The sequence below is a fragment of the Alcanivorax sp. genome (assembly GCF_051117345.1).
Classification (GTDB): Bacteria; Pseudomonadota; Gammaproteobacteria; order Pseudomonadales; family Alcanivoracaceae; genus Alcanivorax.
In genome coordinates this window covers 1-15533 of record NZ_JBNPEC010000156.1, presented here as the reverse complement: position 1 = coordinate 15533, position 15533 = coordinate 1, and the positions used below count along the sequence as shown (strand labels likewise).

Genomic DNA, 15533 nt, shown 5'->3' with positions numbered 1-15533 from the left:
GTCACCAGCTGGCGCTGCATGATGTGCACACCGATTTGCAGCAGCGCATTGACGAATACCATGAACTGGCCGACATGGATGCGGATGGTCAGGGCAACTGGCAGCAACTGGATCACGACCTGAAGGATCTGAATAACGATCTTTATGGCGCCAACTGATTGCCAGACTGTGGCTTTGCTACTGCCGTGCCTGCCAGGCGTGGCGCAGGAATATGTTCCGTCGCTGTTGTGGGCAGGTGACTGGCCGGAGGTGAAGGGACATGCCCCTTCGACTTTTGCTGGCTGATTTTCCTCGCTATTCTTGCGCCCTCCATGGACGGAGGGTGTCGTGATGACTCTCAAACTACTCAGTGGCTCGCTGCTGCTGCAATCCCTGCGCAACCACCTGGGCTTTTTTTCCATTCTCTTTTTTATGGGGTTGGCATTTGCGTCCGTGGGGGTGGGCCTGCTGGTGTGGGCGTATTCCCCCGGAGACTGGGGGCTGCTGTTGTTTGCGTCGCTGTTTGCGTTGATCGGCTTTGGCGTGTTGGTCATGGCGTTTGTCACCACTTGCAGCAGCGTCGGCTATTACTACGAGCGGGCCCTGTTGAAAAAGTACGGCATCAATATTGATGGCCGGGTGCTGACGTTGCAGCCGTATAATCAGCCCGAAGAGGGGGAAGAAACCCTGTGGCTGATGACCTTTGAATACCATCATCAGGGCCAGGAGTATCAGGCCGAAACCATGCTGCCCGGCGAAGAGTGGGCCGACAAACTGCCCCAGCAGCAGTGGCTGCCACTGCGGTTACTCAAACCCCGCCCGCAGGTTGCCGAACCCCGTTGGCGAAAACTGAAGAATCAGCTCAAGCTGGATGGGGTTTGGGGTTAAGCGCCGTTGGGTGAAGGTTTTTCACCACAGAGCTCACTGAGGAAAACCCGTTTCTTCGAGGGATATGTAGGGTGGATTAGCCGCAGGCGTAACCCACCGATTGCGCGTTTCTGGTGGATTACGCCTGCGGCTAATCCACCCTACACATACAAATGATGTTTTCCCTCAGTGAACCCTGTGCCCTCTGTGGTAAAACAGATTCCCCCTACATCACCAGCAACTGCCCAAGCCCCAGCACTGCCACAAAGCCCACGCTGTAGGCGAACAGCAGATAGAAGAAATAACGCAGATAGCTGACGAAGGTTAGCGCTTCCACCTTGCTCATGGCGATCACCCCGGCGGCGGAGCCGATGATCAGCAGGGAGCCACCCACGCCAACGGAATAGGTCAGTGACAGCCATTCCGGCAGGGTCATGTCGATGCCGGAATTCAGCAGGGCTGCGGTCAGGGGCACGTTGTCGAACAGGGCTGAGGCGATCCCCACCAGGAAGTTGGCGGCTACCGGGGGCATCAGGTCATACAGGGCCGGGAAGTAGGCCAGCATGCCCAGTTCCTTGAGCATCCCCACCAGCAGTAGTACGCCAAGGAAGAACAGCAGGGTGTCGAACTCGATCTTGCGGATGTATTCCAGCACCGGTTCGTCCTTGTTGAGGAACTGCACCACCAGAAACATCAGCGACAGACCGAACAGGAAGCACAATACTGGCGGAATACCAAAGGCCACGTTGGCAGCGATGGTGCCGAGGATGGTGGCGAAGAACAGCACCGCAATGACCTTGTCGCCTCGATCAATCACGGTCTCCTGTTTCTGAATCTGCACCTCGCCGCTGAGCCCCAGCGACAGCATGCCGGCCAGCACGGCAACCGCGCCGGCGGCGGGCAGGCTGAGCAGGAGCAGGTCGGGAATTTCCACCTTGTCCGCCAGAAAAATCATCAGCGTGGTCACGTCGCCGGTGATCAATGCGGTACCGCCCGCGTTCACCGCGAACACCACCAGCACCACATAGCGCAGCAGCTTTTCCGCCGGCAGCTTCAGGTTCATCAGCACGGCAATACACACCAGGGTGGCGGTGATGTTGTCTGCCAGGGAGGAGAACAGGAAAGCGAACAGGCCGGTGAGCAGCATCAGCTTGCGTTCGCTGATGCGGGTGGGAAGCAGGCGGTTAACGATGCTGTCGATAATGCCCTTGCCGGACAGGTAAGCGACAAAGGTCATGGCGGCCATCAGGAACAGCCACAGGGTGGCGATATCCAGCAGGTTCTCGTCCAGCCGCTCCATCAGCACCTCGTGGCTCAGGTGGGCCGGGGGGGCGATGAAATACAGCAGCCAGGCCAGGGAGCCGAAAAACAGGGTGGTCTTGGCCTTGTCGATGTGGACCATGTCTTCGACGACGATGGACAGAAAACCCAGTGCTACCAGAATCAGTAAAACGGTGCTCATGACGGGCCTCTCTCACGGCAGGGAGGTGTTGAGGGTGAGGGCGGCGGTATTCTAGGCCCTTTGTGAACCGGGTTCACCATTAATCCCGCTTTTATTTACTGTGAACGCCTCCGCGATGGAAAAAAATACCCCTGAAAGGGCAGATTTGCCGGCCTGCCCCTTTTAATCAATGAGAATAATTCGCATTATTGCACTCTGATATTTTTGGTGCCGCCTGTTGCTGGCGCCGTTTCACTTGCTGTCACACGATATATCGAGGAATTCCATGCTGTCCCGCGTCTCTACCGGGGGCCTGTTGCTGGCCTCTCTGCTTCTCTCGGCCTGCAGTGATGAACCTGCTGCCACTCCGGAACCAGCCTACGACGAGGCCCGTGCCCGGCAGGTGGTCAACCACTATGCTGACTTGGCGCTGGCTGCCTACCGTGACGCACTCAGCGAGGCGCGCGAGCTGCGGGGGCAGATTGACGCCTTGCTGGCGCAGCCCAATGAAGACAACCTGGCCGCGGCCCGTCAGGCCTGGCGCGATGCCCGGGTGCCCTACATGCAGACCGAAGTATTCCGGTTCGGCAATACGGTGGTGGATGAATGGGAAGGGCAGGTGAATGCCTGGCCCCTGGATGAAGGCCTGATTGATTACGTGGACGACAACTATCAGGCGGTGATGGGTAACCCGGGCGCCCGCGCCAATATCATTGCCAGCCAGTCGTTGAAGATTGGTGAGCAGCAGCTGGATTTGAGTGAACTGACCCCGGAACTGCTGGCCAGTCTGAACGAACTGGGCGGGTCCGAGGTGAATGTGGCCACCGGTTACCACGCCATTGAATTTCTGCTCTGGGGTCAGGACCTGAATGGTACCGATGTCGGTGCCGGTGAACGCCCGGCCACGGATTTCGCCACCGGCGACAATGCCACTGGTGGCCACAACGAGCGTCGTCGCGACTACCTGAAAGTGGTGACTGATCTGTTGATCAGCGATCTGGAAGCCATGGTGGCCGAATGGCAGCCGGACCAGGATAACTATCGCGCCGAACTGGCGGCAGACAGTGTAGAAAACGGTCTGCGCAAGATGCTGTTCGGCATGGGCAGCCTGTCCCTGGGCGAGCTGGCCGGTGAGCGCATGAAGGTGGCGCTGGCCGCCCATTCGCCGGAAGACGAACATGACTGTTTCAGTGACAACACGCACTTCTCCCATTTCTATAACGCCAAGGGCATCGAGAATGTTTATCTGGGTGAGTACCAGCGGGTAAACGGCGAGACGCTGAGCGGCCCGTCCCTCAGTGATCTGGTGGCTGCCAGCGAACCGCAGTTGGACGAGGCGCTGAAAACCGACCTGAACGACAGCGAGGCGGCGTTGCAGACATTGGTAGACAGTGCCGCCAGCGGCGTGCATTTCGATCAACTGATCGCGCCGGGCAATGCACAGGGTGCGGCTACGGTGAATGGTGCCATCGATGCGCTGGTGAAGCAGACCACCCGTATCGAAAAAGCGGCACTGGCACTGGATATCCAGGCTCTGAACCCGGACACAGCCAACCACCGTTTCTGAAAACGATGCGCTTTGCGATCTGCTAACATAGCGCCGCCACCCGGCGGCGTTTGTGCAATCAATGAGCCGTTATCCCGTTACCGCAGGTTGTCGTTCCTGCGGCGCTATCAAGATAGAAGGATACCCGTACCTTGCGATATCTCCTGCTGACCCTGGCCACCCTGTTGACCGCCTGCGATCAGGGCCCGACTTTCACGGAAGCGGAGCCCGGTGAGCACCTGTCTGCCGGCGAGGGCACGGTTACCAAGACCGACCAGAACGCCTTTTCCCTGCCGCTGGCCAACCTGTCGCCGTCGCGCCGGCTGGATTTCAGTGTGGGCAACAGTTTCTTTCGCAATCCCTGGGTGATTGGTCCGGCGTCCACCGATGCGCGGGACGGCTTGGGCCCACTGTTCAACACCAACGCCTGCCAGAACTGCCATATCAAGGATGGTCGTGGCCATCCGCCTGCCCCGGACGCCAAGCAGGCGGTGTCCATGCTGGTGCGCCTGTCGGTACCTGCCAGCGCAACCGATGACCTGACACGCAGCGGTCTGGTACCCGAGCCTAACTACGGTGGCCAGTTCCAGGATGCAGCGATCCCTGGTGCGAAGCCGGAAGGTCGCGTGCGGGTCACTTATGAGCCGCAGACGATGACGTTTGCCGATGGCCACCAGGTGGAACTGCGCAAACCGCGTCTGGAATTTTCCGATCTGGCCTATGGCGAGATGCATCCGGCTACCCTCTATTCGGCACGCATTGCACCGCCAGTGATCGGGTTGGGATTTCTGGAAGCGATTCCGGAAGCGGATCTGTTGGCCCACGTTGACCCGAATGATGACGACGGCGACGGCATCAGCGGGCGCGCCAACCGGGTCTGGGATCGTGCTACTGGCACCACGGCCATGGGTCGGTTTGGCTGGAAGGCCGGTCAACCCAGCCTGCGACAGCAGAATGCGGAAGCCTTTGCCAACGACATGGGGCTCAATAGTCACCTGGTGCCCACGGACTCCTGCGCGCCCAGCCAGACCGATTGCCTGGCCATGCCCAATGGCGGAGAGGTGGAAGTCAGCGACAGCATTATGGACAACGTGCTGTTCTATACCCGCAATCTGGCGGTCCCGGCCCGCCGCAATGTGGATGACCCGCAGGTACTGAAAGGCAAATCGTTATTCCACCAGGCCAACTGCCAGGGCTGCCATGTGCCCAGCTTTACCACCGGCGCCGATGCGGCAGAGCCGGAGCTGGCCAGCCAGACTATTCGTCCCTATACCGACCTGCTACTTCACGATGTCGGTCCGGGCCTGGCCGACGGGCGTCCGGAATTTTTGGCCAATGGACAGGAATGGCGCACCCCGCCGCTGTGGGGGATTGGCCTTACCGAGGCGGTGAACGGGCACACCCAGTTCCTCCACGACGGCCGGGCCCGTAATTTGATGGAAGCCATTCTTTGGCACGATGGCGAAGCCGCCCGCTCCCGGGACACGGTGCTCACCTTCGATGCCGAGCAGCGTGCTGCCCTGCTGGCCTTTCTGAATTCGCTCTAGTTTGTGAAAAACCCGAGGTTCCCATGCAACGTCTGATAGTGCTGATCACCTCCCTGACGCTGGCCGCCTGCAGCAATCCTCGCCAGGAGGTCACCACCCAACTGGCCGATCAGGTGCTGTTGCCCGCCCATCAGCAATGGCAAAGCCGCAATGCCGCCTTGCTCGATAGCACCCGGGCCTGGTGCAGCGGCGAGCAGCCGCTGGCCAGCCTGGAGCAAGCATTCCATCAGACCCAGAGCGCCTGGTCCCGTCTGCAGCCATTGATGGTGGGGCCATTGTCCGAGGGGAATCGCAGCTGGCAGGTCCAGTTCTGGCCGGACAAACGCAACATGGTGGCCCGCCAGACCGAGGACTTGCTGAATGAATTTGCCGATCTGAATCAGCAGCAACTGGATGGTGCCAGTGTGGTAGTGCAGGGGCTTACCGCTTTTGAATACGTGGTTTTCGATGGACAGACCGCCATCGCCGACAACCGGGAACGCTACTGTCCGCTGCTGACCGGCATCGCTCGCCATCAGTTGACCTTGTCTGACCAGGTGCTTGGCCTGTGGCAGCAGCCCGGCGGCATGCTGGATCAACTCACGAGCTTCCCCAATGAGCGTTATGCCACTGCGGATGAGGCACTGGGTGGCATCCTGCGTGTTCAGGTGACCGGCGTTGATACCCTGAAGAAAAAGCTGGGTACCCCCATGGGTCGCCTCAACAGTGGTGTGCCCCAGCCCTATCAGGCGGAAGCCTGGCGCAGCCGTCATTCCACGGAGAATCTGCTCGCCTCCCTGGCGGGTGCCCAGGCGGTGTGGGAGCGGGTCCGTTCCCTGGTGGGTGATGCCAGGCTGGTGGGTAACATCGACCAGGCTTACAAGGCGGTTCGTGACCAGCTGACAGCCTTGCCGGCGCCATTGATGGAGCTGGTGCAGGACCCGGTCAATCAGACGCAGTTGCAGGCCCTTTATCAGGACCTGGATACCCTGGAAACGCTGCAGCAGAACGACCTGGCCCGGCACCTGGGTATCCAGATCGGCTTCAATGCCAACGACGGCGATTGAAAGCAGGAGCGAGTTGAAAGTTCAAAGTTGAAAAGCGCGGGATAGCCGCTTTGATCGTTAAAGGTCGTGCCCGCGATTCACTACGAAGCCGCTGTAGGAACGGAGCGTAGCGGAGTAACGCACGTAGTTCCGTGCGGCCCGAAGGGTGAGCGCAGCGAATACACCTCTTGAGGTGCGAACCGCGTTAGCGGAAACCGTCCGCAGGACGGTCATGCATTTCTGGTGCTTCGGATAGCTTTGCGGAAGACGATATGCCACTGACACGACGACAATTACTGAGTGCTGGTGCGGCGGTAGCCGGTGCTGCCGCCCTCGGTGGCTGGACCCTCTGGTCCGGGCGTGGCCAATCGCCGTTGCTATTGTCCGCCCGTAATGACGATGCCGGGCAGCATTATGCCGTCGGTTATTTTCTCGATGGTCGGCGCGCCTTTGCCACCCCGGTGGCAGAGCGCTGCCACGACATCTGTCGGCATCCTTTTTTGCCTCTGGCTCTTTTTGTCGGCCGTCGCCCTGCCCGGGAAAGTTACCTGATCGATCTGCGCCACGGCACCCTGCTACAGACCCTGCGTAGTCAGCCGCAACGGCATTTCTACGGTCACGCTGTCTTCCACAGCAGCGGCCAGTGGCTCTACGCGACGGAAAACGACATCGGTGAACCGGGACGTGGGGTGCTGGGATGTTACCGCCTGGACCCCGAGCGCCTGCAACTGATCCATGACAGAGAGGTGCCAAGCCACGGAGTGGGGCCGCATCAATTAGCCTGGCTGCCGGATGGCGAATCCCTGGTAATCGGTAACGGCGGCATTCGCACCGAAGGCGGCAGTCGCGCGGAAATGAATCTGGATGCCATGGCGCCAAGCCTGGTGATCATGGATCGCCATGGTGAACGGATCAGCAAGGAAACCCTGCCGCACCCCCGGAACAGTATTCGCCATCTGGCCGTTGCAACGGATGGCACCGTGATTACCGGGCAGCAATACCATGGTGATGCCTGGGACAGTGTGCCGCTGTTGGCCATCAAACGCCCCGGTGAGGCATATCAGCCTTTCCCGGTGAGCGAAGTGCAACTGGCGATGATGAACCAGTACACCGCCAGCATTGCCATCCACAGCGAAAAGCGGCTGGTGGCCATGACCGCCCCGCGCGGCAATCGTTTTTTCATCTGGGATCTGGATAGCGCCGCCACTCTGGTGGATACCCCGATGCCCGACTGCGCCGGTGTCGGCGCCGTTCCCGGTGGGTTCGCAGTTACCTCAGGGCAAGGTAAATGCCGTTACTTCGACTGCCGTGCCCGCGAGGTAAAAAGCTGCTGGCTTGAGTTGCCTGACGGCTGGTGGGATAACCATCTCAGCGTCGTCTGATTGGCCATTGTCTTGCTGTGAATTTCTCGTGAAATATTGCGTTCTTTCTCGTTTTTTTACAGAAAAAAGACAGGTTTTATTTGCGGTGTTTTGTAAACCTGATGGATTGTTATGCCAGGTCGTGCTTTAGTTTCAGGCAATCAAACGGAGTGGCGGTAACATCAATGAAGGTAAAAATTTTAACGGCAATATTGTCAGGTTTTCTCTCTCTTTTGTCTTCGGTGGTGATCGCCGAATCATCCGTGTTGTTTGAGAATGTAAAAATATTCAACGGGGCAGGCGCCTCTCTTTCAGAACCTTCTCAGGTATTGGTTGAAGGGAATCAGATCAAAACCATTTCCTCTGCAGCGATTGAGGTAGGACAGCAGACCGAGGTTATTGATGGGCAGGGAATGACTCTCATGCCTGGCCTGATCGATGCCCACTTTCACATGATGCTTGCTGCAGCGCCGATGAATGCTGCCCTTGGTGGGCCGGAAGGGTATCTCAATCTGCTCGCCGCTCAGGAAGCGAAAAACACCCTGATGCGAGGGTTTACCAGCGTTCGTGATTTGGCGGGCCCGGTTTTCAGCGTAAAGAAAGCCATTGATGAGGGGCTGATCGATGGCCCGCGAATCTGGCCTTCTGGCGCCATGATTTCACAGACCGGCGGGCATGGGGATTATCGCCACACCAATGAACTGCCCCGGGCCTCGGATGGTCACCTGCATTATTCGGAAAAGGTGGGCGCCGCCGCCATTGCGGATGGTCCTGACGAGGTGATCCGTCGTGTCAGGGAGCAGCTTATGCTGGGGGCATCACAGGTCAAGCTGGCGGCCGGCGGGGGCGTGTCGTCCAGCTACGATCCAATTGATGTGTCTCAGTATACTGAAGAGGAATTTCGTGCAGCGGTTGCTGCTGCAGAGAACTGGGGAACCTACGTGACGGTGCATGCCTATACCCCCAGAGCCATACAAACGGCTATTCGTGCCGGGGTCAAAGTGATTGATCATGGTCAGCTTATCGATGCAGAAACAGCCAAAATAATGGCAAAGAAGGATGTCTGGCTCAGTCTCCAGCCATTTCTGGATGATGAGGACATTACCGCTTTCCCGGAAGGGTCCGAGAGTCGTGAGAAGCAGCTCTTGATGACACAGGGCACGGACACGGCCTACGCCCTGGCCCGCAAGTACAACATCAAGACTGCCTGGGGCACGGATACACTCTTTGATGCTGAATTGAACCAGCGACAGGGTGCACAGCTGGCCAAGATGGTGCGCTGGTACAAGCCGGCTGAGGTTCTCGCCATGGCAACCAGTACCAATGCCGAGCTGCTTGCCCTGTCCGGCAAGCGTTCGCCGTATACCGGAAAGCTTGGGGTGGTTGAGGAAGGTGCGTTGGCTGACCTGTTGTTGGTCAAGGGAGATCCGATTGAGAACATTGAGCTGATTGCTGACCCGGAAAGCAATTTTGCCGTCATTATGAAAGATGGGAAAATTTACAAGAACAGCATGCAGTAGTGATTGCGAGGCTGTTGTCCCTGAAAAGACGCTTCCAGGTCGGAAGCGTCTTTTTGATGGGTATCAATCGTGCCAGTTGGACACCTTGCCGGAGCAGACCCAATCCTTGGAGCCTTTCTCTACCCCGATCCAGTTATAGGTGTAGCGGCCATTGGCGTTACTGGTGGACCAGCTCTTGGTGTTACCCGCTGAAATCCCGGAGGCGCCGCAATCCTCGGAGCCGTTATCGCGCTCATTGCAGAAGCGGGCATAAATACGGTTGTTGCAGGTGTTGCGGAAGGTGACGGTAAAGCGTCCCTCGGTGTACTGGCTCCATTTGGTGTCGTGCACCTCCATGCAGGGGCCGCCGCGGCTGTTACGGCCATCCCAGCAGGTGTCGTCATCAAGGCTGGAGTAGTAGTCCGCCACGGCAAACTGTGACGTGAGAAGTGCAGCAATGACAAAGGTCCAGTTCATGATATTCCCCTTTTCTGTCCAGCGGTTTGACCCGGCGTGCCCTCAACCGGGGATCGTCGTTCCTGGTTCATTGTAGAAACTGGACAGAAATAGGCTTCCCCCATATGGGGTAAAGCGCTCAAAAGCCTGTCGTAAAAGTGTCAATGACGACCGCTGCACTCCCGGTGATCGCTCAGTACTTCGATGACGCGACATTCCCCCTCATGTCCCTGCTCACATTCCTCAATCATCCGGTCCAGCTCGTTGCGCAATGCGGTCAGTGAGTTGATGCGTGCTTGTACGGCGGCCCGATGGCGGCGTGCGATGGTGTCCGCATGGCTATGCTGTTCACTCATGGCCAGCAGTTCGCGAATATCATCCAGGGTGAAACCCAGTTCCCGGCTGTGGCGGATGAACTGCAGTCGTTCCCGGTGCTTGCGGTGATAGCGGCGCTGGCCGCCTTCGCTGCGGGCGGGTTCGGGCATCAGACCGATCTTTTCGTAATAGCGGATGGTTTCCACCTTGCAGTTGGCAGCTTTGCTCAGGGTGCCGATGGAAAAAAGGGTGCTCATGGCGTCTCCGGGGCTTGAACCTGTAGTCACTATAGCTTTTTTAATAGTGGCATAACGGAAGCGTTTCAAGGAGAACCCCGTGAATCAACGACAGCGACAGGCGTTTGCGGCGGCCATGGGCGAAGCCCGCCAGGCTTACCGGCAGCGCCACTGGCAGCAGGCGTTCGCGCTGCTGGAACGTGCCCATGTGCTGGGCCAGACCCGGGTGGTACCTCATGTGCAGAGTCACTGGTGGATGTTGAAGGTGGGATGGCAGCGCCGGGATGCCCGCGAAGTGCGGGGTCAGCTGTTGCGGCTGCCGGCGGCCCTGCTGCTGTCGCGCCTGTGGGTGCCGGTGGGGAATACCGGCGGCGCCAATGTGAGCCCGGTACAACCCATGCCGATTGCCGGTGACCTGCGTGACCTGATGGAGACTGACTGATGGGCTGTTGCGATACCGATATCCAGGCCAGTCCGGCACCGGCATACCGCCGGGTGTTGTGGCTGGTGCTGTTGATCAACGCGGTGATGTTTGTGGTGGAGGCCACCTCCGGGGTGCTGGCGGACTCCCGCGCCCTGCAGGCGGATGCGCTGGATTTTCTCGGCGATACCGCCACCTATGGCCTGACCCTGTGGGCACTGGGCCAGTCCCTGGCCTGGCGGTTGCGTGCCGCCCGAATCAAGGGGTTTTCCCTGCTGATCATGGGCGTGGTGGTGCTGGCCAACAGTGTCTGGGCCCTGTGGCAGGGTAGCGCTCCCCAGGGAGAGATGATGATGGGAGTGGCCGGGTTGGCGCTGGTTGCCAATGTGGTCAGCGCCCTGATGCTGCTGCGTCACCGGCAAGGGGACGCCAATATCCGCTCCGCCTGGTTATGTTCGCGCAATGATGCGCTGGCCAATCTGGCGGTGCTGGTGTCCGGCAGCCTGGTGCTGTGGCTGGACAGCCGCTGGCCGGACCTGCTGGTAGCGCTGGCGATTGCCGGTCTGTTTACCCACAGCGCCCTGTCGATTCTGCGCCAGGTACGTGATGAGCAGGGCGCGCCGCACTGTGCGGAGGAAAAGAAGTCATGCTGATCAGGCTGGAATTTTCCAGTGCGTTGCCGGTGAGCCGGGCTGCCCTGTGGCAGGACATTACAGCCATGGAAGGCATTAACCACGAAATGCGGCCCTGGCTGACCATGGGGGCGCCGGCGGGTGTCCGCAGCTTGCAGGATGTGACGCTGACGCCCGGTAAGCCGCTGTTTCGCAGTAAAATCAAGCTGTTTGGCTGGCTGCCGGTAGGGTATTCGGAGCTGACGTTGCTGTCTCTCACTCCCGGGGAAGGCTTCGTGGAGGCCTCGGCCATGACCGGCATGCGACATTGGCGTCATGAAAGACGCTTGGAGGATAGCGATACTGGCTGTACGCTTCTCGACACTCTGGCGTTTGAGCCGCGGATATTGCCGACAGTCACGTCGGTGATGATTCGCGCCTTTTTCAGCCATCGTCACCGCCGCCTGCGTCGCCGTTACCATTGAGTTTCTATGGATTTCAAACAGGAAGATCTAAAAGCCCTGATCGAACGCACCATGCCGTTCGGCAAGTATCAGGGGCGGGTGTTGATCGACCTGCCCGAACCCTACCTGCTGTGGTTTGCCAGCAAGGGCTTCCCGAACGGCGAGCTGGGCCGGCTGATGGCGCTGGCGTTGATGCTGAAAATGGACGGCACCGAAAAGCTGCTGGAGCCGTTACGAGGCTGATGGTCAGCGGGGCTTTTCCTGCTGGCGTGCCACCTTGTCGAGCTGGTAACCGATCAGGCGGATAACCTGTTCAAACGGCCAGGCCCACTTGCGTTTGAACCAGTAACCCAGACGGATATCCGCCGAGGTATAGATCAGATAGCGGTTTTTCCTGATCCCCTTGATGATGGCTGTTGCGGCCTGCTCCGGGGTGGCGGCGTGGCGCTGGAAGCGCGCCTTCAGCGTTTTCACTTCCGGGGTGTCCTGATCAATGCCGACAATATCCAGCGTCTGTACCAGGCCGGTATTCACTGCGCCGGGGCACACCAGGCTGATCTGGATGTTGTGGCGGCGCAGGTCATAGCGCATGGCTTCACTGAGACCGCGCAGGGCAAACTTGCTGGCGTTGTAGGCGGCGTGCCAGGGCAGCCCGAACAGGCCGGCGGCGGAAGACACAGTGACGATATGGCCCCCCTTGCCTGCTTCAACCATGCCGGGCAGAAAACTTTCCAGTACATGCACCGGGCCCATCAGGTTCACTTCCACCAGTGCCCGCCAGTGTTGCAGCTTCAGTTTCTCCACCGGCCCCCAGATGGCGATGCCGGCAATATTCATCAGCACATCCATACTGCCGAAATCGGTTTGGATATCGCGGGCAAAGGCCTGCACATCCTCATGACAGCAGATATCCAGCGCCCGGTACATGTCCACGTTTCCGCCAATTTCTTTTAGCGAGGCGACAGTGTCTTCCAGGGCCGCTGCATTGATATCGGTGAGGAACAAGCGAGCGCCTTCTTGAGCGGAGGCAAAGGCAACGGCTCGCCCTATGCCGCTGGCGGCGCCGGTGATAAAACATTTTTTGTCGTTCAGGGTGGTCATGGCGTTATCCGTCAGCAGCCTTTGTTGATCAGCCTGCTCTACACGCAGCGGATATGCATAGTGGCTTACTGGGACAAAATGGTAACGTTCTGGCACAAGCCCTCAGGAGGCACGTCGGCGACAGCAGGAGTCAGCCATGGAAGACAGACAGGATTTTCCGATACCGGAGGCGGGCTGGGCGCAGCCGCTGACCGTGCGTATCCCGCCGCCGCCAGTGGCCCGCCGCGGGGTGCTGTTCCGCGCGATTTCCGGTGCTGCCCGGTTGTTCGGGCGTAACGAGCTGCCCGCCATCTTCCCGGTTTTCAATATTCATCGCCGGTTGTTCTGGCCCTGGTTGCTGTTTGCCTCGCAGATGATGCCGTTCGGGCGGTTGCCAGGTGCCTTGCGTGAGATGCTCATTCTACGCACCGCCTGGCATTGCCGCAGCCGCTACGAATGGGGGCAGCATGTGGAAATTGCTCTCGGTGCCGGGGTGACGGACGCCCAGATCGTGGCCCTGAGTCGGGGGCCGCAATCCCTTGAAGAGCGGTCGCAGCGGGCGGCCCTGCAGGCCTGCGACGAGCTGTGCCAGTCGGGGCTGATCAGTGACGATAGCTGGCAGCGGCTGGGTGAACATTTCAATGACAGAGAGATTATAGAGATCACTCTGTTGGTGGGGCATTATCGTATGGTGGCCGGGCTGCTGATTAACAGTGGTATCGCCCTGGAAGATTCTATCGAAGCGGTGCTGCAGTCATTCAATCAGCGGGCGCGCCAGCTTGCCGACGGTTAGTGAACGCCGGACAACTCTATCAGGAGAGCAGATGAGCAGATTGGAAACGCTTACCGACACCATCTGGCACGTCGCCATCCCTCACGCCTTCATGGGCCTGCATGTGGGGTCCCGCATGACGGTGGTGAAGTTGTCCAGCGGCGGCCTGCTACTGCATTCGCCGGTACCGGTGGATGAGGATCTGGCGGCGGAGCTGGCGGCACTGGGCGAGGTGAAACATATCGTCTGTCCCAATCTGTTTCACCACGTGTTTGCCGGTGAGGTAAAACAGCGTTACCCGGATGCGCTGCTGCATGGCCCGGCGAAACTGGCGGGCAAGCGCAAGGACCTGACCCTGGATGCCACCCTGTCGGAAACCCCACACCCGGATTGGGGGGACGACTTCGAGCTGGTCTTCATCGAAGGCTCCATGTTGCAGGAGACCGTGTTCTATCATCTCGCCAGTCGTACCCTGATTGCCGCTGACCTGATCGAAAACTTCCGTCAGTGTGATCATGGTTTTACCCGCTGGTACCTGAAGCTGGGCGGCCTGTGGCAAAAGCCGGGCTGGCACCCGATCCTGCGGTTGGTATATCTGAACCGCAGAAAGGCCCGGGCCAGCATTACCCGCATCCTGGAATGGCCCTTCGAAAAACTCAGCCTGGCCCACGGTGAAGTGATCACCGAAAACGCCCGCAACCAGGCGCGGCATGGGCTGGAGTGGTTGTTTTAGTGGGTCTTGTCACGGCTGAGGATCGCTTGCCTACATTCAGTTTTCACCACAGAGGCTCCCTAGAGGCGTGAACAATGGGCAGTTGCGAGTGACGAGGCACGAGTTACGAAAGCCCAAAACCGGGACAGGTTTTCACAACTCGTGCCTCGTCACTCGCCAATTGCCCGGGCAAGCACAGCACGTCACAATGCGGTAACCGTTTCCCACCTAATGGTTTGTCGTGCTGCCCCTGGTCTATCACCCCGATTACAGCTTTCCCTTTCCCGGTGAACACCGTTTCCCCATGGAAAAGTTCGCTCGCTTGCATGGGCATTTGCGGGGGCTGGGGATTGCTCATGGCGACAACGAATTTCGTCCCGGCCGGGCCAAGGCAGCCCTGTTGGGTCAGGCCCATTGTCCGCAGTATGTCTCGGACATCGTTGCCGGGACCCTGGATCAGAAGGCCCAGCGTCGCCTGGGGTTGCCATGGAGCGAGGGGCTGGTGAAGCGCACCTGCATCGCCCCCATGGGAACCCTGCTTACGGCTCAGCTTGCTCTTAAACAGGGGCTGGCCTGTCATCTGGCCGGTGGCACCCATCATGCTCATTACGATTTCGGTTCCGGCTTCTGTATTTTCAATGACCTGGCGTTTACCGCGAAACAGTTGCTGGCCAGCGGCGCCGTGGAGCGTCTGCTGGTTTTCGATTGCGATGTGCATCAGGGCGACGGTACTGCCGCCATGCTCGCGGATGAACCGCGGGCCTTTACCTGTTCCATTCATTGCGAAAAAAACTTTCCCGTGCGCAAGCAGAAAAGCGATCTGGATGTGGGCTTGGCGTTGGGAATGACCGATCGGGATTATCTGGATACGGTATTCGAAACTCTGGAAAACCTGCTCGATACGGTGTGCCCGCAACTGGTGCTTTATGATGCCGGTGTCGATATTTTCGAGCATGACCCGCTGGGGCGGCTGTGTGTTTCCGAGCAGGGCATCGCCGATCGAGACCGGGGCGTGATCGAACGCTGCCGCCAGCGGGGAATAGCGGTGGCCACAGTGATCGGTGGCGGCTACGATGATGACCGGGACGCGCTGGCAAGGCGGCACGCCATCGTCGTCGAAGCCAGTCACCAGTTCGCGACAATGCCGCTGTAGGAGCGCAGCAACACCCGCAGGGCGGGCCAAAGGGTGAGCGAAGTGAAT

17 protein-coding genes are annotated in these 15533 nt (G+C 59.2%); 13 read left to right on the top strand and 4 right to left on the bottom strand.

The window, feature by feature from the left end; genetic code table 11:
- The first annotated feature begins 327 nt into the window (after positions 1–327).
- On the top strand, positions 328–867 hold the full coding sequence (locus tag ACFE0K_RS10250) for a hypothetical protein (protein ID WP_434535974.1): 540 nt from the start codon (positions 328–330) through the stop codon (positions 865–867).
- A 205-nt stretch (positions 868–1072) separates the two neighbouring features.
- On the opposite strand, the gene nhaD is transcribed toward ACFE0K_RS10250, so the two are convergent.
- On the bottom strand, positions 1073–2308 hold the full coding sequence (gene nhaD / locus ACFE0K_RS10245; protein WP_434535973.1) for a sodium:proton antiporter NhaD: 1236 nt from the start codon (positions 2306–2308) through the stop codon (positions 1073–1075).
- A gap of 265 nt (positions 2309–2573) precedes the next feature.
- Here nhaD and ACFE0K_RS10240 point away from each other — a divergent pair, with 265 nt between their 5' ends.
- From ACFE0K_RS10240 to ACFE0K_RS10220, 5 genes are all read left to right on the top strand, one after another.
- Positions 2574–3854: an imelysin family protein gene (locus ACFE0K_RS10240; protein WP_434535972.1), complete on the top strand. Its 1281-nt coding sequence runs from the start codon at positions 2574–2576 to the stop codon at positions 3852–3854.
- Between the two features lie 131 nt (positions 3855–3985).
- Positions 3986–5380 carry a di-heme oxidoredictase family protein gene (locus ACFE0K_RS10235; RefSeq protein ID WP_434535971.1) on the top strand — a complete coding sequence of 465 codons (1395 nt, stop codon included), beginning with the start codon at positions 3986–3988 and terminating at the stop codon, positions 5378–5380.
- 23 nt (positions 5381–5403) lie between these two features.
- Positions 5404–6426 carry an imelysin family protein gene (locus ACFE0K_RS10230; protein WP_434535970.1) on the top strand — a complete coding sequence of 341 codons (1023 nt, stop codon included), beginning with the start codon at positions 5404–5406 and terminating at the stop codon, positions 6424–6426.
- Positions 6427–6677: 251 nt separating this feature from the next.
- Entirely contained in the window at positions 6678–7787 is a 1110-nt protein-coding gene (locus ACFE0K_RS10225; RefSeq protein WP_434535969.1) for a DUF1513 domain-containing protein, read from the top strand.
- Between the two features lie 164 nt (positions 7788–7951).
- Positions 7952–9286, top strand: a complete 1335-nt coding sequence (locus ACFE0K_RS10220) for an amidohydrolase family protein (protein WP_434535968.1) — start codon at positions 7952–7954, stop codon at positions 9284–9286.
- 63 nt (positions 9287–9349) lie between these two features.
- Here the strand turns inward: ACFE0K_RS10220 and ACFE0K_RS10215 are convergent, their stop codons facing one another.
- Together ACFE0K_RS10215 and ACFE0K_RS10210 are read right to left on the bottom strand one after the other, a co-directional pair.
- Positions 9350–9742 (bottom strand): hypothetical protein, encoded by a 393-nt coding sequence (locus ACFE0K_RS10215; protein WP_434535967.1) that lies wholly within the window; start codon positions 9740–9742, stop codon positions 9350–9352.
- 140 nt (positions 9743–9882) lie between these two features.
- Positions 9883–10293, bottom strand: coding sequence for a MerR family transcriptional regulator (locus ACFE0K_RS10210; protein ID WP_434535966.1), 411 nt, complete (start codon positions 10291–10293; stop codon positions 9883–9885).
- Positions 10294–10372: 79 nt separating this feature from the next.
- Between ACFE0K_RS10210 and ACFE0K_RS10205 the strand changes: the two genes are divergently transcribed.
- Genes ACFE0K_RS10205 through ACFE0K_RS10190 form a run of 4 tightly spaced genes read left to right on the top strand, consistent with a single transcriptional unit; the run spans position 10373 to position 12011 of the window.
- Complete coding sequence (locus ACFE0K_RS10205; RefSeq protein WP_434535965.1) at positions 10373–10714, top strand: DUF3703 domain-containing protein; 342 nt, start codon at positions 10373–10375, stop codon at positions 10712–10714.
- The gene (locus ACFE0K_RS10200) at positions 10714–11346 is read left to right on the top strand and encodes a cation diffusion facilitator family transporter (RefSeq protein ID WP_434535964.1); all 633 of its coding nucleotides are present in this window, start codon (positions 10714–10716) and stop codon (positions 11344–11346) included. Before ACFE0K_RS10205 ends, ACFE0K_RS10200 begins: the two co-directional genes overlap by 1 nt.
- The gene (locus ACFE0K_RS10195; protein ID WP_434535963.1) at positions 11340–11789 is read left to right on the top strand and encodes a hypothetical protein; all 450 of its coding nucleotides are present in this window, start codon (positions 11340–11342) and stop codon (positions 11787–11789) included. The genes ACFE0K_RS10200 and ACFE0K_RS10195 overlap by 7 nt, the downstream gene beginning before the upstream one ends.
- Before the next feature lie 6 nt (positions 11790–11795).
- Positions 11796–12011: a DUF3820 family protein gene (locus ACFE0K_RS10190; protein WP_434535962.1), complete on the top strand. Its 216-nt coding sequence runs from the start codon at positions 11796–11798 to the stop codon at positions 12009–12011.
- A 3-nt stretch (positions 12012–12014) separates the two neighbouring features.
- Here ACFE0K_RS10190 and ACFE0K_RS10185 read toward each other — a convergent pair whose 3' ends face one another.
- The gene (locus tag ACFE0K_RS10185; protein WP_434535961.1) at positions 12015–12869 is read right to left on the bottom strand and encodes an SDR family oxidoreductase; all 855 of its coding nucleotides are present in this window, start codon (positions 12867–12869) and stop codon (positions 12015–12017) included.
- A 136-nt stretch (positions 12870–13005) separates the two neighbouring features.
- Between ACFE0K_RS10185 and ACFE0K_RS10180 the strand changes: the two genes are divergently transcribed.
- From ACFE0K_RS10180 to ACFE0K_RS10170, 3 genes are all read left to right on the top strand, one after another.
- Complete coding sequence (locus ACFE0K_RS10180) at positions 13006–13641, top strand: carboxymuconolactone decarboxylase family protein (protein WP_434535960.1); 636 nt, start codon at positions 13006–13008, stop codon at positions 13639–13641.
- Positions 13642–13672: 31 nt separating this feature from the next.
- On the top strand, positions 13673–14353 hold the full coding sequence (locus ACFE0K_RS10175; protein ID WP_434535959.1) for a DUF4336 domain-containing protein: 681 nt from the start codon (positions 13673–13675) through the stop codon (positions 14351–14353).
- Between the two features lie 220 nt (positions 14354–14573).
- Complete coding sequence (locus ACFE0K_RS10170) at positions 14574–15485, top strand: histone deacetylase family protein (RefSeq protein ID WP_434535958.1); 912 nt, start codon at positions 14574–14576, stop codon at positions 15483–15485.
- Positions 15486–15533: the final 48 nt, after the last annotated feature.